Annotated in this window: 15 protein-coding genes and 1 pseudogene; 7 read left to right on the forward strand and 9 right to left on the reverse strand. The window is 57.4% G+C overall.

Annotation, left to right across the window (positions count from 1 at the left end; all coding sequences use genetic code 11):
- Both QZ862_RS17100 and QZ862_RS17105 read right to left on the reverse strand, forming a co-directional pair.
- A pseudogene (locus tag QZ862_RS17100) lies at positions 1 to 705 on the reverse strand (ice nucleation-like protein); the annotation flags it as partial.
- Between the two features lie 1,340 nt (positions 706 to 2,045).
- Positions 2,046 to 4,079: a methyl-accepting chemotaxis protein gene (locus QZ862_RS17105; RefSeq protein WP_296101118.1), complete on the reverse strand. Its 2,034-nt coding sequence runs from the start codon at positions 4,077 to 4,079 to the stop codon at positions 2,046 to 2,048.
- Positions 4,080 to 4,336: 257 nt separating this feature from the next.
- Here QZ862_RS17105 and QZ862_RS17110 point away from each other — a divergent pair, with 257 nt between their 5' ends.
- The gene (locus QZ862_RS17110; protein WP_296101119.1) at positions 4,337 to 5,089 is read left to right on the forward strand and encodes a TlyA family RNA methyltransferase; all 753 of its coding nucleotides are present in this window, start codon (positions 4,337 to 4,339) and stop codon (positions 5,087 to 5,089) included.
- Complete coding sequence (locus tag QZ862_RS17115; protein WP_296101120.1) at positions 5,086 to 6,336, forward strand: class I SAM-dependent RNA methyltransferase; 1,251 nt, start codon at positions 5,086 to 5,088, stop codon at positions 6,334 to 6,336. Before QZ862_RS17110 ends, QZ862_RS17115 begins: the two co-directional genes overlap by 4 nt.
- 6 nt (positions 6,337 to 6,342) lie before the next feature.
- On the opposite strand, the gene QZ862_RS17120 is transcribed toward QZ862_RS17115, so the two are convergent.
- The 3 genes from QZ862_RS17120 to QZ862_RS17130 all read right to left on the reverse strand — a co-directional run bounded on the left by QZ862_RS17120 (position 6,343) and on the right by QZ862_RS17130 (position 9,316).
- The gene (locus tag QZ862_RS17120) at positions 6,343 to 6,672 is read right to left on the reverse strand and encodes a hypothetical protein (RefSeq protein ID WP_296101121.1); all 330 of its coding nucleotides are present in this window, start codon (positions 6,670 to 6,672) and stop codon (positions 6,343 to 6,345) included.
- Positions 6,673 to 6,761: 89 nt separating this feature from the next.
- Positions 6,762 to 7,520 carry a crotonase/enoyl-CoA hydratase family protein gene (locus tag QZ862_RS17125; RefSeq protein WP_296101122.1) on the reverse strand — a complete coding sequence of 253 codons (759 nt, stop codon included), beginning with the start codon at positions 7,518 to 7,520 and terminating at the stop codon, positions 6,762 to 6,764.
- Positions 7,521 to 7,531: 11 nt separating this feature from the next.
- A complete protein-coding gene (locus QZ862_RS17130) occupies positions 7,532 to 9,316 on the reverse strand; it encodes an acyl-CoA dehydrogenase (protein ID WP_296101123.1) in 1,785 nt (594 codons plus the stop codon).
- A gap of 216 nt (positions 9,317 to 9,532) precedes the next feature.
- On the opposite strand from QZ862_RS17130, the gene QZ862_RS17135 reads away from it, so the two are divergent.
- On the forward strand, positions 9,533 to 10,528 hold the full coding sequence (locus QZ862_RS17135; RefSeq protein ID WP_296041335.1) for a transporter: 996 nt from the start codon (positions 9,533 to 9,535) through the stop codon (positions 10,526 to 10,528).
- Between the two features lie 58 nt (positions 10,529 to 10,586).
- Here QZ862_RS17135 and QZ862_RS17140 read toward each other — a convergent pair whose 3' ends face one another.
- The 4 genes from QZ862_RS17140 to QZ862_RS17155 form a co-directional block, all read right to left on the reverse strand.
- Positions 10,587 to 11,090 (reverse strand): BA14K family protein, encoded by a 504-nt coding sequence (locus tag QZ862_RS17140; RefSeq protein ID WP_296016702.1) that lies wholly within the window; start codon positions 11,088 to 11,090, stop codon positions 10,587 to 10,589.
- A 218-nt stretch (positions 11,091 to 11,308) separates the two neighbouring features.
- Positions 11,309 to 11,779, reverse strand: coding sequence for a BA14K family protein (locus tag QZ862_RS17145; protein ID WP_296016703.1), 471 nt, complete (start codon positions 11,777 to 11,779; stop codon positions 11,309 to 11,311).
- Positions 11,780 to 11,960: 181 nt separating this feature from the next.
- Complete coding sequence (locus tag QZ862_RS17150) at positions 11,961 to 13,043, reverse strand: hybrid-cluster NAD(P)-dependent oxidoreductase (protein WP_296016937.1); 1,083 nt, start codon at positions 13,041 to 13,043, stop codon at positions 11,961 to 11,963.
- Positions 13,044 to 13,048: 5 nt separating this feature from the next.
- Positions 13,049 to 14,293, reverse strand: a complete 1,245-nt coding sequence (locus tag QZ862_RS17155; RefSeq protein WP_296101124.1) for an aromatic ring-hydroxylating dioxygenase subunit alpha — start codon at positions 14,291 to 14,293, stop codon at positions 13,049 to 13,051.
- 325 nt (positions 14,294 to 14,618) lie between these two features.
- Here QZ862_RS17155 and QZ862_RS17160 point away from each other — a divergent pair, with 325 nt between their 5' ends.
- From QZ862_RS17160 to QZ862_RS17175, 4 genes are all read left to right on the forward strand, one after another.
- Positions 14,619 to 15,230 (forward strand): DUF6656 family protein, encoded by a 612-nt coding sequence (locus QZ862_RS17160; RefSeq protein WP_296101125.1) that lies wholly within the window; start codon positions 14,619 to 14,621, stop codon positions 15,228 to 15,230.
- A 189-nt stretch (positions 15,231 to 15,419) separates the two neighbouring features.
- Complete coding sequence (locus QZ862_RS17165) at positions 15,420 to 16,397, forward strand: L-threonylcarbamoyladenylate synthase (protein ID WP_296101126.1); 978 nt, start codon at positions 15,420 to 15,422, stop codon at positions 16,395 to 16,397.
- 33 nt (positions 16,398 to 16,430) lie between these two features.
- On the forward strand, positions 16,431 to 17,861 hold the full coding sequence (locus tag QZ862_RS17170) for an FAD-binding oxidoreductase (RefSeq protein WP_296101127.1): 1,431 nt from the start codon (positions 16,431 to 16,433) through the stop codon (positions 17,859 to 17,861).
- Positions 17,862 to 18,386: 525 nt separating this feature from the next.
- The gene (locus QZ862_RS17175) at positions 18,387 to 18,953 is read left to right on the forward strand and encodes a DUF6101 family protein (protein WP_296016712.1); all 567 of its coding nucleotides are present in this window, start codon (positions 18,387 to 18,389) and stop codon (positions 18,951 to 18,953) included.
- Positions 18,954 to 19,005: the final 52 nt, after the last annotated feature.

Raw genomic sequence — 19,005 nt, forward strand, 5'->3', positions numbered from 1 at the left:
TGCAAACTGCGCCGAGGAAAGCGAGCCAACCTGAGCCTTGGTCAGAGCGGCGATGTTGTCGGTGCTGAGATTGGAGACATTCAGCCCAGACAGTGCCTTGGCGCTGATTGCCTTGATCTCATCGGAGGAAAAGGTTGCCAGAGCGTCCGACGACAGGGCATTCAGCTGTCCAGAAGACAGAACGGTGATCTGCGCCTTGGTCAGTGCTTCTGCGCTCGCGGTAGCTAGGTTTGCCAGAGCCGCGGGGGACAGGCCTGACAGTGCGGTGACGCTGAATGCTTTAATTTCACTGGTGGAGAAGAGCGCGAGCTCGGCACTGTCCAGTGTACCGACCTGAGCTGCTGTGAGGCCAGCAACCTGCGCCGAGGTGAGCGCCTCGATCTGGCTTGTCCCAAGAGCCTCGAATTGACTGGTGTAAAGAGCAACGACCTGCGCCGCACTCAGGCTGCTGACTTGGCCGCTGCTGAGCACCTCCAGCTGATTCAGCGTCAGACCCTTGACGGCGCTCGGCGAAATGGCGCGCATGTCTTCAGAGTCGAGCAAAGCGATATTCGCGGTACTAAGGGCTGCGATCTGCGAAGAACTAAGGGCCTTGATTTTTGTATTATCAAGAGCGTTCACGTCCGCGGAGGTCAAGCTCGCAATAGTCGATGTGGAAAGCTTTGAAATCTGCGCAGCAGACAGCGAAGAAATAATGGAAGTCATGAACGTGTCCCTTACCGGATGGCGACTGGTCACGCCTATCTGCCGTCAGACATCGCCCAAATAGACATGAATCCGACACGCGCAAATGAAGCGAAATTGTTGAGAACATGGCTCATGTGAACCTGCGTAGGAACCGCTTCATGCAATTCGAGCCTGAGAGGGAAGCCCGGATTTTCCACGCTAGTTATTGCGAATGACGCTAATAAATTTGGTTGCTTGAGTAACCTAACTGTAAGGGTGTCTTATCAGGCAAACATTTAAAGCCAAGTTAATATTGGTGACGCATCTGATTATTCTTGAGACACATGTATCTCGCCGAATCAAACGCTAAATTTCAAAGGAAAACTATGCCACCTACATCATTTTAACCATCTATCAAGAGCGAAAAATTTTAATTCGGACTCAGATTCTCAATCATTCACGCAGTCTTTTTCCTTTCCAAGGAAAACCCCGTCGGAAAATAAATAGGTAAACCGCCAGCAGAGATAACGACATAAAAAAAAGGGTTAAACACAAGCATATTTTTTATTATATTGACATAAATGAATTACAATACATCGATTTTAAGATATAATATCGACTTTATCGAAGTGTAATTGCGATGAATACGGTTTCTGGGGCCTTGGTTTCCGTTCCGACACCCGGCGTGAGTTAACGGAGAAAACCCGGTAAAGTTGTTTTTCTTCTGCATGATTCGCCGTTTAGGACATTCAATCGAATGCCCTCGCGGGCTTGATACTGGCAGTAATCATCACTCTTCCAGCAATATCGTTACGAGATATACTGCGTCTCACCGTCGCATCAGCAGATCATCACGATACTACTGGCTAAACTTTCACGTGCAATCGTCTGACAGTGCATCCCGTCAGCTTTCGATGAAGCGGCTGGCATTGAATCTTGATGGAGGGCGAGCGTGGGGTGCTGATTCGGTAAAACTCATCCTTCATTGATTTTGACCGCTCCACGTTAGATGCGCGACGAGATCAGGTTCTCGGAACGTCTTGAAATGAAAACAAGAACGGACCGGGATCAGGTTGCGAATTGGGGGAGCCTAATAAGGGAATGCTATGCGTGTCGAGACACTTCGAGAGGTGCAATACCTTCGTGTGTGACGGCTTTTCGCGCAGACACCGGCATAACGCCGTCGGTCGCAGCGCATGCTGCGACACGAGAGCCGGAAATTATCTCCGGCTCAAAGAGACTTCATGAGTTGTACGGCGGGCTCAAAGGTCCTTTAGATCTGGGACCATTTTGTTGTATCCGCCGTAACGGTTTTAATATCTGCCTTGCCATATGTTCTCATGGTTTGGCAGTTCAGCGAGCTCGCGATGAGCCTGCTCTCAGAACTCTTCCCAGTTCTGTTCGCTTGCTTTCGGCTGCACCGCTTCTGCCGACGCTCCAAAGGCTTTGGCGAGCGTATTGCCCAGCGCACGCGCGGGCGAGGCTACAGGGCGTGCGGTTGGCTTAACAGCAGCGGGCGTGAAGCTCGGCTTCGTCGAATAGAGCGGCTTGGCGGAAGCCGCTGGGGCGGAACGCGGGACAACGGGAGTGGCGGGCGGTATGTAGGACGCGATGCGCTGTTCTGCCCCTGCCCCGAGGTTGAACTGGCCGATCAGTCCGTTCAACGCCTCAGCCTCGCGAGCCAGCGAATGGCTGGCTGCGGTCTGTTGTTCGACCATGGCGGCGTTCTTCTGCGTTCCCTGGTCCATGCTGTTGACGGCAGTACTGATCTCCTGCAGGCCCGTCGCTTGTTCGCGTGATGCCGTGACGATGGCGCTGACATGAGCGTTGATCTCTTCCACCTCAGCGACGATCATCTGTAGCGCCTTGCCGGTCTCATCGACGAGGCCTACGCCATTTTCAACGTATCTGCTTGAGTTGCTGATCAGCGCCTTGATTTCCTTCGCGGCATTGGCGGAACGCTGAGCAAGCTCGCGAACCTCCTGTGCCACGACGGCAAAACCTTTACCGGCCTCACCGGCACGGGCAGCCTCAACACCAGCATTCAGCGCGAGCAGGTTTGTCTGGAAGGCAATATCATCGATCACACCGATGATGTTGGTGATTTCGCCGGAAGACTTTTCGATTTCCTGCATTGCGGCCACGGCGCGACGCACGACCGCACCGGATTGTTCGGCACCGGCACGGGCGCGCTGCACCAGAGCTCCTGCTTCTTCAGCACCCTTGGCGCTATCGCGAACGGTGGTGGTCACTTCTTCCAGGGCAGCAGCGGTTTGTTCGACGGAAGCTGCCTGCTGTTCCGTGCGGCGCGACAGATCATCGGCTGCGGACAGCATTTCGGCGGCGCCGGCATGAATTGCAGCAGCGTTCTCGCCCACCTTACGCAATGTCTGCTGCAGGCTATCGAGCGAGGTGTTGAAGTTCAGACGAAGCGGCTCGACGAACGGGGTGAACGGCTTTTCGATGCGATAGTCGAGATTGCCGTCGGCCAGTGCCTGGAGACCCTTGGCAAGTTCTTCGCGGGCAAAAGCCTGTTCAGCTTCGGCGCGCTCTTTTTCAGCCTCGTTGCGCCGACGATCAGCTTCGGTCGCGGAGCGCATGCGGTCCGTCTCACCTGCAAGACGCTGCTTCTCGATCGCGCTGTCCTTGAAGACCAGAACGGCCTTGGCCATTTTCCCAACTTCGTCGCCGCGATCAACCGCAGGGACATCGACATTGTTATCGCCATTGGCAAGACGGCTCATGGCATCCGTCATGCCGACGATGGGCGTGACGATGGCGCGCGACAACGCCCAGATCAACAGAACCGAAACGAGGCCAGCTGCAGCACCACCACCGAGCAGCGCATATTGAAGATTGGCCTGAGCGCCTTGCTGCGCAGCGACCTCCAACCTGGTCAACGTGTTGAGCTGTTCTTTGATCTTGTCGGCAGCGGCGCGGAAGCCATCGACCTGGCCCTTGGCCTGGTTGCGGCCGATCTCGATGATTTCGGAAATTGGGGCTTCCGTCGTCTTGCGAGCGGCGATCTGCGGCTCGGCCAGTTGTTTGAAGAAGACAGTCGCAGTGGCTTCCATCTCGTCGATGGATTTCAGAATATCCGGTTGGTCTGCGGCGTACCCACGTGCCTCCTTCAGTTTCGCGAGCATCACGTCGCGCTGGGCGAAGACGTCTTTGTAGGTGCTGTCGCTTCGGAACAGAAGAAAGCCGCGCTGATTGACCACCTGCTCCAGCATGGCGGCTTTCGCTTCGTCGACCGTCTGCATCAGTTGAGCTGTGCGAGTTTGCGTTTCAGACAGATGCTGCGCGTCTAGCGTTTGAAGAAAGACGAATGCCGAGGCGACTAGACACACACCCATCAAGGCGACGAAGGTCATCATCAGTTTGATATTGATAGGTAAATTTTTCAAAGACATCGACAACTCTTCTTCGACGCAGGACCGCGCATCAGTCATCAGACCGCGAACCGCAAGTTTTCCGGCCTAACCTTCATGTCAGCGACGGCTCTTTTTTCAGCTTCGCAAACTGCTGCAAAGCGGTTGATTTTTGCTTAAATCTGAAGGTACTAAAAAAACAAAGCTGAGTAGTGCCGGGCAGGGTAAACGAAGTCTTCAAGAGCCCTCGGACACAAACCGCTTGCGCTGCGCCCGATTGGCCGTCATTGACACTCTCCATGACCAAAACATCTGAAAACCAACGCCTGGACCAGCTCCTGGTCGCCAAGGGCCTGTTTGCAAGCCGCTCCCGCGCGCGCGATGCCGTATCGCGCGGCACCGTCAGCGTGAATGGCAAGATCGTGACCAAGCCAAGCCTCTGCTTCGCTGAGAGCGCAGTGATCGCCATTGACGATCCGGCGCAGGATTATGTCTCGCGCGCCGCCTTGAAGCTCGTTGCCGCACTCGATCATTTCGAGCTGGACCCGAAAGGCCAAGAGTGCCTGGATGTGGGTGCCTCCACCGGCGGTTTTACGGAGGTTTTGCTGGAGCGCGGCGCTGGCCACGTGACGGCGATCGACGTGGGTCATGGGCAGATCCATCCACGGGTGGAGAACAATCCACGCGTGACCAGCATCGAGGGGCTGAATGCGCGGTTCCTGACACAGGACGATATCGACGGTCGCGAGATCAGCTTCATCGTGTCGGATGTCTCCTTCATCTCGCTGAAGCTTGCGCTGGCGCCCGCACTCGATCTCGCAGTCGAGGGCGCGCTCGCCGTGCTTCTCGTCAAGCCGCAATTCGAGGCAGGCCGTGATGCGATCAGCAAGGCTGGTCTTTTGAAAGAGCCGGAGACAGCGCCGCAAGTCGCCGCAGAGCTGGAACGCTGGCTGACCGAAGATATGGGCTGGGAAAGCCTTGGTCTTATCCCTTCCCCGATTGCGGGTGGGGATGGCAATGTAGAATTCCTTCTCGGAGGCAGAAAGCCATGAGCACGCAGACCGTCAAGATCCAGAGTCTGGGAGCCCAGGGCGACGGCATCGCACATTGCCCTGAAGGCACTGTCTATGTGCCCTTCTCCCTTCCGGGGGAAACAGTCGCGATCGCCCGAGTGAAAGACCAGGGAACGATCATGTCGATCACCGAGGCGTCGGAGCAGAGACGTGAGCCCGCCTGCCGTCATTTCGGGCCGGATGGCAAGAACGGCACTTGCGGGGGCTGTTCGCTTCAACATGTGGCGGACGAAACCTATCACGCCTTCAAACGCAACCTCGTCGTCTCCGCGCTGCGCTCCAAAGGGTTGGATGCCGAGGTCGCGCCACTGGTGATCTGTCGGCCCGGTGAGCGCCGTCGCGTCGTCTTCACCGCACGCAAAACGGAGAAAGGACTTCTTCTCGGCTTCAGCCAGGCCAATAGCCACCATATTGTTGCGATCGAAGAATGTCCCATCGCGTCACCTGCCATCGTATCGAGGCTGGATGCAATCCGCGCAATCGGCCTGCCGCTGGCATCCAATGCCGAACCTTTCCGCATGACAGTGCTGGAGACGCTATCTGGGCTCGATATTGCCGTGGACGGCATCAAATCAGTCAATGACAAGCAGCGTCGGGCACTGACCGAAACGGTTCTTTCCATGCGCGGTATCGCCCGCGTATCGCTGTCAGGAGAAATTCTCATCGAGCCGCAAAAGCCGGTCATCGAGTTTGGCAGCGTCAAGGTCGCTCCTCCCGCTGGCAGTTTCCTTCAGGCAACCAAGGTGGCGGAAGACGCAATGGCCGAACGTGTGCTGGAGCATATCGGCAAATCGAAGCGGATCGCCGATCTGTTCTGCGGTACCGGAACCTTTACGCTACGGCTGGCGCGCATCGGCAAGGTGCATGGTGTGGAAGCCGAAGACAAGCCATTGAAGGCGCTGGATTTTGCCGCACGCAACACCCCCGGCCTGAAGCCGGTCACGATCGAACGGCGCGATCTTTTCCGACATCCGCTGATTGCCAAGGAACTGAAGGTGTACGACGCCGTCGTCTTTGATCCGCCGAGAGCCGGTGCTGAAGCGCAGTGCAAGGAGCTCGCTCGCAGCACAGTGAAGAAGATCGTTGCCGTCAGCTGCAATCCGCTGTCTCTGGCACGCGATCTTTCTATCCTGGTCGAGGGCGGTTATCGCATTACGAACGTTACGCCGATCGACCAGTTCCTCTGGTCGCCGCATGTCGAGGCGGTCGTGACGCTGGAAAAATAAGGCTTTTTACCAGGCGGTATCGATATTGCCGCTGCCGACAACGCCGGAGCAGCGGCAACGACCGCCAACCCTGCCCTGTTGGACGGGGCAGACATAGGGGCGCGAGCGCTCAGCACTGTCCGGCGGGGTGATGACGCAGACGAAACGCGGCTGGCGGCGGTCCCAACCATTGTTCTGGTTCTGGTTGCTGCGTTGCGAGCTACTGTTAAAGTCCTGCACCAGCACCACATCGCTCTGTGCAGGCAACGGCGTTTTAAAAGACTGAAGCAGGGCCGCCTCCGCAACACCGGATACGGACAGTAGTGCGATCATTGCAAGAGCGGTTTTACGCATCATGACGGCCTTCTCCCAACAGTAAAGATGCTGATCGAATAACCGGAAACACTTCCCGTTCCGTAAAGGTCGCCGCCTTTCTTCGCTAAGCCTTAACGACGCATGAATGCTTCGAACGCAGCTCTCGCCTCCGCGCTCTGAAGCTGGGCTGCAAAGTGGACGATTTCCTCGTCGATCCTCTTTCGGATACCGTCGATATCGCCACGCACCAGATCACGAGCGATCTTCAGCGCCTGCGGTGGCTTGGATGCAAGATGAGCGGCAGTTTTGAGCGTTTCCGCCTCCAACTCCGCCTCATGGACAATCTTCCAGATCAAGCCCGCCGCAAGCGCCTGTTCGGCGGTGAAACCCTCACCTGCAGCCAGCAGCGCGAATGCCCGCTGATGGCCAGCGATGCGCGGTACCAGAAGACTGGACGCGGCTTCCGGCACCAGCGCCAGATCGACGAAGGGTGTCTTGAACAGGCTGCGGCTGGAGGCAAGCGTCAGATCGCAGTGCAGGTTCAGTGTCGTGCCGATGCCGATAGCAAGGCCATCGACGCCGGAGACAATAGGCTTTTCGACGCCAACGAGCGTGTGCAGAAAGTCTGCGGCAGCGAGCCTGCCCTTGCCGCCGGACATGGCAAAGCCGAGAAAATCGGCCATGTCGTTGCCAGCCGAGAAACATCCCGGCGTACCGAGAAAGGCGATGACGCGAATATCAGCGTCGGCGTTGGCCGCCGTCAAGGCATCGATCAGGCTGCGATACATCGCATCTGTGATGGCGTTCTTCTTGTCCGGACGGTTGAACCGGATAACCTGCACACCGGGTGCGGCCTGCGGACGCTCGAGAAGGATATGGTCTTCAGACATCAGCAACCTCCTCAGGCAAGCACAGCGCGTGCGGCTTCGAGGCTCGCAGCACCCGACACCACGCGGTCCCTCAAGGCAACCGTCTCCGCCAAGAGATTTTCAGCGGCAAAGCGGCAAAGCGATGCTCGCTTGGCACCATTACCGTCATCAACAGAAGCCAGCGCGCCCTTGGCGAGATAGACGCCCGTCAGGGTAAGACCAAAGAGCCGCTGGTAGGGCGTGGCACCGGCAAGTGCTGATGCTGCCTCTCCCTTGGCCTGGGCCTCAAGTAGCCAGTCGGTGGCAGCTTCGAGGTCGGCGATGCTCTGGTCCAGATAGCGTGCGGTGTCGCCCAGTTCCGGCTTGTTCGATGCACGAACGGCTTCGGCGATTTCCTTCAACTCGTTGATGAAGCCCCGAACGTGATGACCCTCGGAAAGCGGCAGCTTGCGCATGACGAGGTCGATAGCCTGGATGCCATTTGTGCCTTCATAGATCGGAGCGATACGAGCGTCGCGCAGATAGCGGGCCGCACCGGTCTCCTCGATGAAGCCCATGCCACCGTGTACCTGAATACCGAGGGACGCCACATCCACACCGGCATCGGTGGAGAAGGACTTGGCAATCGGCGTTAGAAGGGCTGCACGCTCCTGCCACAACTTCTGCGTTCCAGCATCGCTTTCCGCATGGCTCATGTCGATCGCGTGAGCGCAGGCGAAGCTGATGGCGCGAGAACCTTGCGTCAGCGCCTTCATCGTGAGCAGCGTTCTGGCGATATCCGGATGCTCGATGATCGGGCTCATGCCCGTGGCCTTCGTTCCCGGCGCTTTGCCTTGGGTCCGCTCATTGGCGTATTGAATCGCCTTCTGCGTGGCGGCTTCGCAAATCGCCACACCCTGCATACCGACCGCAAGGCGCGCATTGTTCATCATGGTGAACATGCAGGCCAGACCCTTGTTCTCCTCACCGACCAGCCAGCCGATCGCACCTTTCTCCTGACCGAAACGGCCATCGCCGAAGATCATCGTGCAGGTGGGCGAACCGTGAATTCCGAGTTTATGCTCCAGCGCATGGCAGAACAGATCGTTGCGTTCACCCGGATTGCCGGCCGCATCGGGCAAGAATTTCGGCACGAGGAAGAGCGAGATGCCGCGCGTGCCGGCAGGTGCATCCGGAAGGCGGGCAAGCACCAGATGAATGATGTTCTCGGCAGCGTCGTGTTCACCCCATGTGATGTAAATCTTCTGGCCAAAAATGCGGTATGTACCGTCTTGGGCACGTTCTGCTCTGGCCTTGAGCGCCGCGAGATCGGAGCCGGCTTGCGGCTCCGTCAGGTTCATGGTGCCCGTCCATTTGCCGCTAACGAGGTTTTCGAGATAGGCGGCTTTCAGCTCCTCGCTGCCATGAGCAGAAATGGCTTCGACCGCGCCCATGGTGAGCGTCGGGCAAAGAGCGAACGCCATAGAGCCCGAGTTCCACATCTCCAGTGCTGCGACATTGAGCATGTGAGGCAGGCCCTGCCCGCCAAATTCCTCAGGGGCCGTCAGGCCGTTCCAGCCACCTTCCGCCCAGCGATGATATAGCCCAGCCCACCCATCCGGCGTGCGAACCTCACCATCCACCATGCGTGAACCCTGACGATCGCCAACTTCCGCGAGCGGAGCGACCTCTTCCGTCGCGAAACGCCCTGCTTCCTGGAGAATGGCGTCGACGAGATCTTCATCGAGATCACCGAGCGCACCGCTCTGAAGAGCATCGCCCAGCCCTGCAACGTGTTTCAACGTAAAAGCGATATCGTCTACCGGCGCGGTATACATCCTGCCTCCTCCCGAAGCGTCTGCCTACAATGCAATGTCTCTACGGGCTAATTGATTTTTACGTAAACGTCAATTTTAAATTTGCCGCCAATGGGATCGCGCTTGTTATGAAACTGTCATAAAACTCTGCGCAGCATCACCAGCCTTCAGAGCAGCAATAGCCCCTTGCCTCTGCTCGATCTCGCCGTCCAAGATTCCGGCTTTCAGGACTGACATATGGATATACAGTACCCCGCCATTCCCGGCCTTGTCTGGGCCTACCGCTTCCAGCCGGGAAATCTGTCTTGTACCCGACTGGCGCCCAGCGCCCGTTGGGAAGACTTACAGAGCCACGACGGATTTTTCTGGCTGCACCTCAACCTAGCAGACACGCGGGTGGCGACCTTTCTTGAAGCCATCCAGGGGTTGGATGAGAATCTCCGCGCCAGCCTGACCACCCATGAGACGCACCCTTCGATCACCGTCGATGAAGGCGCGCTTTACGGCACGCTTGTCGACTTTCAGCGTGAGTTCGATCAGGAAACACGCGATCTTGGCTGGCTGCATTTTGCCCTTACGGATCGCTTCATCATTACGACGAGGCTTCAGCCGCTACGATCCGTTGACCGACTGCGCGCCGCCATCGACAAGAACTCAAAGCGCTACTCCACGCCGTCTCATATTTTCGAAGCGCTGGTGGCGGAGTTCCAGCGCAGCCTGATCAACCTAGTCATGGAGACGACCGAAGAACTCAACGCAATCGAAGACTATGTCTATGACACCACGCCGCGGGATGAGAGGCGCAGGCTTGCGCCTGTGCGACGCACCGTCGTGCGACTGCATCGGCATCTGCGCACGGTGCTGACCCTGATGCGGCGCGCATCAGCGGCCGATGAAGATGACATGCCTGTCGGTTTTGAAGAAATTGCCGGGCGACTGACGAGCCGGCTGGAGTCTGTCGATTACGATGTCTATGCGCTGCAGGAGCGAGCGCGTCTGCTGCATGAAGAAATCGACTCTAAACTGTCTTCGGAAACCAACCGCCATCTCTACATCCTCTCGATCATGACGGCGTTTCTATTGCCACCCACGCTCGTCACCGGCTTCTTCGGCATGAACACCAGCGCACTGCCGTTTATCGATGGTGGGAACGGTACGCTTTACGCGGGCGGATTCATCATAGCGTCCAGTCTTCTGGCATGGTTCCTGCTGCGACGTGTCGGCATCATTTAACAAAGAAGCCGCCCCGCGAATGCGAGACGGCTCTTATCAATAATATACCCTTGTCCGATCAGCCGTACGGCGAGTAGCAGGTCTGGCGCGGACCGTGGTAAGGCTGGAACGTGTTGCTACGGGCGTCGTACGAACGGTAGCGACCGTAGCACCAGTTCACGTGGGCCTGGCTCACGCCACCGCGCACAACCGGACGATACTCACGGTAGACCGGGCGAGGACGATATTCCGGAACAGGGCGATACACCTCGCGTGGCTGCGCCAGTGCGCCGCCGACGATAGCGCCTGTCGCAAAGGCTGCCAACGGGAACCAGTAGCCATTGTGGCGACGATAGCCAGGACGGTAATCGCGGTAGCCACGATGGCCCCGATAGTAGCCTGGGCCATAGTCGCGGTAATAGCCACGATCGCGCCAGTACTGGACGTTGACGATGTTGTTGTCGGCCTGGGGCGCTGAAGGTGCTGCGGGCACAATCGGCATGGCCTGTGCTGGCACAATAGATCCAGCAGCCACAACTGCAGAAAGGCCGGCAGCCAAAATAGCTTTCATGTAATTCTTCATCTGACCTTCTCCATTCGCGTCCGGATACTCAACCGAACGGGGTGAACTACGACGATTATTCTCCTGTTTATCCATTTTTAACGGCGTGGACTCGCCTTATACTCACGTTAGGAAACTCAGCCTGAATGCAGCATTAACGAGACGATCACAGATACTTGAACGGATTGCTGCTAGACGGCAGAAGGCCCGGACAAGCCGGGCCTTCCAAATCAACGGTTTCAGCTATAGGGCGAAACGCACTGACGGCGTGGCCCGTTATTGGGCTGATAGCTGTTGTCATAAGCGCGATAAGAGCGCCACCGGTTCGCGCACCACTGTTGATGGCTGCTGCCGTAGGAAGGGCGCGCCTGATTCGTTGCGCCGCCGATGATCGCGCCAGCGGCAAAGGCTGCGAGCGGGAACCAGTAACCGTTATGGTAACGATAGCCTGGACGGCGTTCGCGATAGCCACGGTGACCGTTATAGAAGCCCTGGCGACGGTACTCGCGATGGTTACGCCAGTCGCGACCGTGCCGCTGACGCCAGTCACGACGGTCACGCCAATCGCGATATTGCACGTCTACGACGTGATCCTGGGCAGCAACGGGTGCCGGAATAGGTGTTGGGACCTGAAAGGCCTGCGATGGCGTAAAGCTCGTCAGGACCATGACAAAAGCGGTGGCGAGGCTCGTCTTCCGCAAATTCAGCATGAATTTCCTCCGTTTCTTTGCACATTGATGTTGTGCTGTTTTTATATCCTTCGGCAGAAACGCGGAAAAACGCCCGCAGTGACACAGCCTTAGACATTTTAGAAACGGAAGAACTAGGAACTCGTTCCATAGACTTGGCAGCGAATGCCAATTTCCAGAAGCGATAAGGTGGGTAGAGGCGTTACGCCTCCACCTTGACGTCAGTAAGCGGCCTTGAGCAGCAGGCCAGGATATAGCCTTCAGCAATATCTTCGTCGAGGATGCCGCCATTGTGGTTCATCTCGACCTCTCCCGACAGCTTCAGGACGCGGCAGGTGCCGCAGATGCCGGATTCGCAAGCCGCACCGATGCGAACGCCGGCCGATCTTGCAGTCATCAAAACCGTTTGTCCGGGCTGACAAGGCACTTCCTTGCCGGAGAGCGTGAAGCCGACGGTCGTCATCGCCTCACCATCGGCTTCTAGTGCCGTTTCTCCAACGGCAACCGGCGGTGCGGCAGGCGCGAAGCTTTCCTGATGGTAGCGTGTCATGTCGAAGCCTGAGGCTTCGAGCATGGAGCTGACCGCAGCCATGAATGGTTCAGGCCCACAGCAAAACACCGTGCGATCCATGAAGTCAGGAGACAGGAGCGCAATCTTCGCCTTGTCGACGAAGCCCTTCAGACCTGACCAGAGATCAGTACGACCACAGGACTCGACGATGAACCCCAGCGACAGGTTCGGCATGTAGCGCGCGAGATATTCGAGCTCATGGCGAAAAACGATGTCAGCGGGCGTGCGAGAGCAATTGATAAAGGAGATGTCGCTCTGGGGCGCGCGATCGCACATGTCGCGCACCATCGACATCATTGGTGTGACGCCAGAGCCTGCCGAGATGAACAGGTATTTGTCGCCCGGGTGCTTAACGTAGGAGAAGTCACCCAGAGGACCAAGCGCGCGGATCTTCATCCCCGGCTTAAGGTTGTCGAACATCCACCGGGTGCCGATCGAGTTCTTCTGTGCCTTGACCGTGACCGCCACGGCATAGGGACGAGACGGTGTCGATGACAGCGTATAGGTCCGGAACAGCGGCTCCGGCCCGACTGGCAGTTCCAGCGTCACGAACTGTCCCGGAATGTAGCGAAACCAGTTCGTGTCATTGGAGCGAAACAGGAACGTCATCACATCGGGCGTTTCGGGGGTTACCGAAATGCATTCCAGCATGTGAAGCTTGTCGCTCCAGGGCTTCATCTCATCGATATGCTTATAGGTCACAGCCATGGTCATCTGCATCAAGCTACTGCGGAAAGCTTCTTCTTGTCGCCCGACAACCGGTCGATCATGAAGTCGGCATACCAATTGACGAACTGCATGACGCCGCCTTCGTCTTCCATGGAATAAGGACCTGGCTCATACGCCGGCGAGCGAATACCGAAGGCATTTTCTTCGACGATCCGGCGATCCTGATCGTTGGTTTCGTTCCAGACATGGGTCAGGTCTTCGAGATTGTAGTCGACGCCTTCCACGGCGTCCTTGTGAACGAGCCACTTGGTCGTCACCATGGTTTCCTGCGGACCGAGCGGCAGCACGCGGAAGGAAATCATGTGGTCGCCGAGGAAGTGGTTCCAGGTCGTCGGATAATGGAAGAGCAGCAGCGCGCCGATGTGGCTGATGGTCACATCGTCAGACAACGGGCGACGAACTGCAGGCTTACCGGACATGGTATAGCTTTCGGCCTCACCGATCAGCGGCATGCGGGCCACGCGGAACTGGCCCTTCGGGTCGATCTTGAAACGGCTCGGCAGCCCTGCCGCTTCGCAGCGCGCCCAATGGCCGCCGATTTCGGGATCGCTGGCGCCACCGTCTGTGCCGGTAACGCTCGGGTTTTCCGGATAGGTGCGGCAAAGCTCAGGATGGTTGGCCGCGCAGTGGTAGCACTCGCGATTGTTTTCCCAGACGAGCTTCCAGTTGCCCTTTTCGATGATGGTGCTTTCATGGGCTACCTTGGCTTCCCAGGCGCGGTGCGGCTTCATGTAAGCCTCCACTTCGGCACGCACTGGCGCGAAATCCATGGGCTGATCAGCCAGGCAGATGAAGACGTAACCGGCAACCGTTTCGCACGCGATCGGCTTCAGGCCATAATCATCCTTGTTGAAGTTTTCTGCCATATGGCGGGCAAAAAGCAGCTTACCATCGAGATCGTATGTCCACTGATGGTAAGGACAGACCAAACGGGCGGACTGGCCCTTCTCACTCGTGCAAACGCGCGAACCGCGATGGCGGCAAGAATTGTGGAATGCGCGCACGGTGCCGTCTTTGCCGCGAACGATCACCACAGCATAGTTGCCGACCTGAACTGTGAAATACATGCCGGACTTCGGCACTTCGCAGTCATGACCCACAAACAGCCAATCGCGATACCAGATGGTTTCCATGTCGAGCTGGAAGTAATCCTGATCGGTATAAAATGGCTGCTCAAGGCTGAAGCCTTCGCGGCGATTCTTCAATTGGCGCAATACGGTTTCACGCAGTTCCATGGCCATGTCCTCGAATATATACTGCGGCCCCACCCGATGAATCCGGCCGCATGGTGTGGATTGATCTAATCATTGACGTCTTTTTCCAGCACCACATTGCGCGACATTCAATCCCGCATTGACGACAAATTGCGACATCGTGCGCAAAAGTGTTATCTAATAATTTCACTATATAAAACAGCGACTTGCGACACATCTTGAAGCCGACTGCGTCGCATTACGACCGCCTGTGTCTGCGACCCAATTCTATTCCTTGTTTTCATCGGAAACCGGGCGTTAACCCAGATCTGGCAAAAAGTTCTTATGTTTCAAGGGGGATATGGTTTTGGAAAAGGGAAACCGGATCCGATATGTCGATGTAAAAAGGCCTCACACGGCTGCTGAACGTACGAAGACGGCGCATTCCGAATTCCTGCGCACCGGACGCATCGCCCGTTACAAAGACATGCCGTTCTCGCAGGAGCGACGCCTGCTCTCCCATGAGAAGGTGGCGGAGATCACCGGCCGTCGCTTGCAGGAGGCAGGCTCCACGACCTACTCGCGGCTGAACAGCTTTCACCATACGATCCACTTCCCCGACATGATTTTTCACAGGCTGATCGAAGACAGTCCACATCTGGGCTATTGCCATGTAACTGCATCGAGAACCAGTTTCGATACGCGCAAGCCGGTGCTCTGGTCATTCTACCTTGCCAATTTCTTTGCCGAATTGTGTGGCGAAGACCAGTTCTTCGGCAAGATCGACCAGAGTCGCTCCCGCATGTATTTCGCCGTCGCCATGCAGGCCGACAACGGCGGTAAGAACGTGACGATCGACAAATCGGTTCATCGCGGCGGCTTGCTGTTCCAGACGCAAGATCCGAAAGAAGCCTTGAAAAACGTATTGATGCTGGGAACGCGCTCGGAGAAGATGCGCGATTTCATTCGCCACATGTGAAGCGCTATCGTCCAGCCCTGTTTTGAACGCGCTTCATACACATGAAAACCCGTGTGCGTGCCTCGATCGCTCCTATCCTTCGTGCAAGTATGCGCCTGCCGGTTTTTGCAAAGTCTTCTTTACAAAACAGCTTCACACATCTGGGCGGGATGCTTTAAGACGCTGTTTCCAAGCAAGGGGCCTTCAGGAATGGCGCGACATATCGATATCGAGGAGCAACCCGGCGAAGCACTGGAAGAGGCGGTCCGCATCCTCAAGGCCGGGCTTCCCGTCGCCATACCGACAGAAACGGTTTACGGCCTTGCGGCAGACGCAACCAATCCCGCAGCCATTGCCCGCATCTACGAAACCAAGGGGCGCCCACAGTTCAATCCGCTGATCTGCCATATGGCCAGCGTCGCCATGGCAGAGCAACATGCGGTCTTTGATCCGATATCCCGCAGGCTGGCGGCGGCCTTTTGGCCTGGGCCAATGACCCTTATCCTGCCCTTGAGACAAGACAGCCCCATTCATTCGCTAGCGACGGCCGGTCTCGAAACGGTCGGCATCCGCCTGCCGAAGGGTTTTGCCAGCGTGCTGATCGAAAAGCTCGGCAAACCACTTGCTGCGCCGAGCGCCAATAGTTCCGGCAAGATCAGTTCCACCAGTGCGGCGCATGTGGAGGCGGATCTCGGACAGAAGATAGATCTAATTCTAGATGGTGGTTCCGCACCGGTCGGCGTCGAATCCACTATCATCAAGGTAGAGAGCGACAGCTCGGTACGCCTCCTGCGTCCAGGCGGATTGGTAGCAGATGAAATAGAGCGTGTCATTGGCGTCAAGCTGATACGCCCGGCGGCGGCATCAGCCGCGATAGAGGCCCCCGGCATGCTCGCCTCCCATTACGCACCGGGCGCATCGGTTCGGTTGAAGGCGTCCTCGGTCCAGAAGGGCGAGGCGTTGATCCGCTTCGGCAGACAGGCGGTGGAGGGAGAGGCCAATGCGGTCGCCGTCTTCGATCTCAGTCCCTCGAGGAACCTTACCGAGGCTGCCGCCAATCTTTTCGACTACCTTAAACTGGCCGATGCCAGTGGCGCGAACACGATTGCCATAACACCCATTCCATCGACAGGCCTTGGCGAAGCGATCAACGACAGGCTGGAGCGCGCTGCCGCGCCCCGATCCTGACCCCATCTGACGATTACATCCGGAGAAGTGATCATGACGCCTGTAAGCTTGCCCGACGCACTGATGTCTCGCTTTGCAGCCATCGTCGGTGAAAAAGATGCGCTACGTGAGGCTTCCGATCTCGCGCCCCACCTTGTCGAGAACCGCGGGCTGTATCACGGCACCTCTCCACTTCTGTTGCGCCCCTCCACGACGCAGGAGGTCGCAGCCATCATGAAGCTCGCCAGCGAGAGCCGCACGGCTATCGTACCCCAGACCGGCAATACCGGTTTGGTCGGAGGTCAGACGCCCCGCAGTGGCGCTAGCGACGTCATTTTGTCTCTCGACCGCATGAACAGGGTTCGCGATATCGATCCCGTCGCCAATGTCATCGTTGTTGATGGTGGTTGCATCCTGGACGAGGTTCATAAGGCAGCCGAGAAGGTTGAGCGGATGTTTCCGCTTTCACTCGGTTCGCAAGGTTCGTGCCGCATCGGCGGCAACCTTGCCACCAATGCGGGGGGCACTGCGGTGCTGGCCTATGGCAATATGCGCCAACTATGCCTGGGGCTGGAAGTCGTTCTGCCCACCGGCGAGATCTGGGACGGCCTGCGCCGCCTGAAGAAGGACAATACGGGTTACGATCTGCGTGATCTTTTCATCGGCTCCGAAGGCACGCTCGGCATCATCACTGGCGCGGTGCTAAAGCTCTTTCCAAAACCGCTTGGCCATCAGGTCGCCTTTGCCGGTCTCAAGTCGCCAGCGGATGCGCTCAAACTGTTCGAGCGCGCATCCACTCTTTGCGGCTCTGCATTAACCGGCTTCGAACTCATGCCTCGCATCGGCGTCGAATTCACCGCAAAACACATTCCCGGCGTGCGCGATCCGCTCGAAACGCCGCATCCCTGGTATGCGCTGATCGACATCTCAAGCTCCGACTCGGCAGGCACCGCGCAGACGATGGTGGAAACCCTATTGGAACAGGGTTTTGAGGCAGGCATCGTTCAGGATGCCGTCATCGCCTCGTCCGAGAGCCAGCGTCAGGCGCTGTGGCACATGCGCGAGAGCATGTCGGACGCCCAGAAGCCGGAAGGCGGTTCCATCAAGCATGACGTGTCGGTTCCGGTTTCGCATGTTCCGGCCTTCATGGACGAAGCGGAAAGCGCCGTCTTACGCGCCATTCCAGATGCGCGTATCTGCGCATTCGGGCACATGGGCGATGGCAACATCCATTACAACATCTCCCAACCGGTCGGTGCCGACAAGAGCGCCTTCCTCGCCCGCTGGAGAGAGATCAACGAGATCGTCCACGGCATTGTTCTGTCTTTCGGTGGCTCGATTTCAGCGGAACACGGCATCGGGCAATTGAAGCGAGACGAGCTGGCGGCCATCCGCCCGGCAATCGAGATGGAGCTGATGCGCCGCATCAAAACAGCCTTCGATCCGGCAGGCATCATGAATCCCGGCAAGGTTGTCGTTTCCTAGGGCATGTGCAGCGATCACGCGATCGTCTATAATGCTCTGTGTCTTTGTTGTTGCCGCATTGACCGGCGTCGAAGCGGCGACGCATAACCTGAAACGCTTCAGATGAAGCCGCATCCTTCTCGCATGTCGTACTTTCTATCACCCTCAAGCTGAGCATTGTATTTTGATGCTGTGGAGTGCGTCTCCACGCTCATTTTTGGCCGCGCCAGCTTTGGCTATTGCCCCCTTCCTTCACACCTGTTGAAGTGCATTTGCGGAAATGCGCTCAGGCCGATCCCTGGTGTTTTTCCAAACACTTCGTCGATCCGTGCGGTCCGTGCGCCGGATAATGCACGATCGTCCCAATTCAGGAATCCGAAACCTTACGCGGCTGGGTTTTGCTAACCATTTGGGAATGCAAAGTTTTCTTAACCTCGATTTTTAAGCTGTTTCGAAGATGCGCTGGCTATCTTCCACCTATCAGAGGACGAAAAGTCCCGGACGAGGCCATGAAACGGCTCTCAGGTAAAACAAGGATAGCATGATATGAACAACACCGTTCTGAAGCCCGAATGGGCAGGCGCAACTCTCCGGCTCGATCCGACGCGGTTCCCGCAGCAGCTGACCTATGGCAACAGCAATGGTTCGTCGGATGTCGCCATCACGCTCGATGAGCGCGGCGCCGTTCTACGCAAGGTTCTTCATTCCAGCGGTCTACCGCTGTCCTTCGCCCTGCCTGCACGCGCTTTCAAGGGTGTTGCCGCCCGCGCGATCGACCATGGCGATGGCGGTGTAACGGTCACGCTCGAACTTCATCACGACGATCCAGACCTGTGCATTCCGCTCTTGGTGGCGCACGATCTGTGCGACATCGCCGCTGATTGGCGCAGCTGGTCGGAAAAGTACAATATCCCTATGCTGATGGTAGAAGCCGACGGTGTTGCCCGCCCTCTCGAAGATCATCTCGGCCATGTGCGCACGAAGTCTACGCGTCCGCGCCGTCGCCACTCCTATTTCGCCGATCGACGTCCGCGCTTTCTCGTACGTCGTAGCACCGGTTCGCTCGGCCTGACGATGCGGATCGAAGGCAAAGAAATCATCGCCCGCACCTGATCCACGTAACGCCGCTGTTCAGCCGGCGTTACGAGTGCGGACGAAAGCAGGC

Origin of the sequence: uncultured Agrobacterium sp., from assembly GCA_913777615.1 — a bacterium.
In the GTDB taxonomy this organism is placed as follows: Bacteria; Pseudomonadota; Alphaproteobacteria; order Rhizobiales; family Rhizobiaceae; genus Agrobacterium.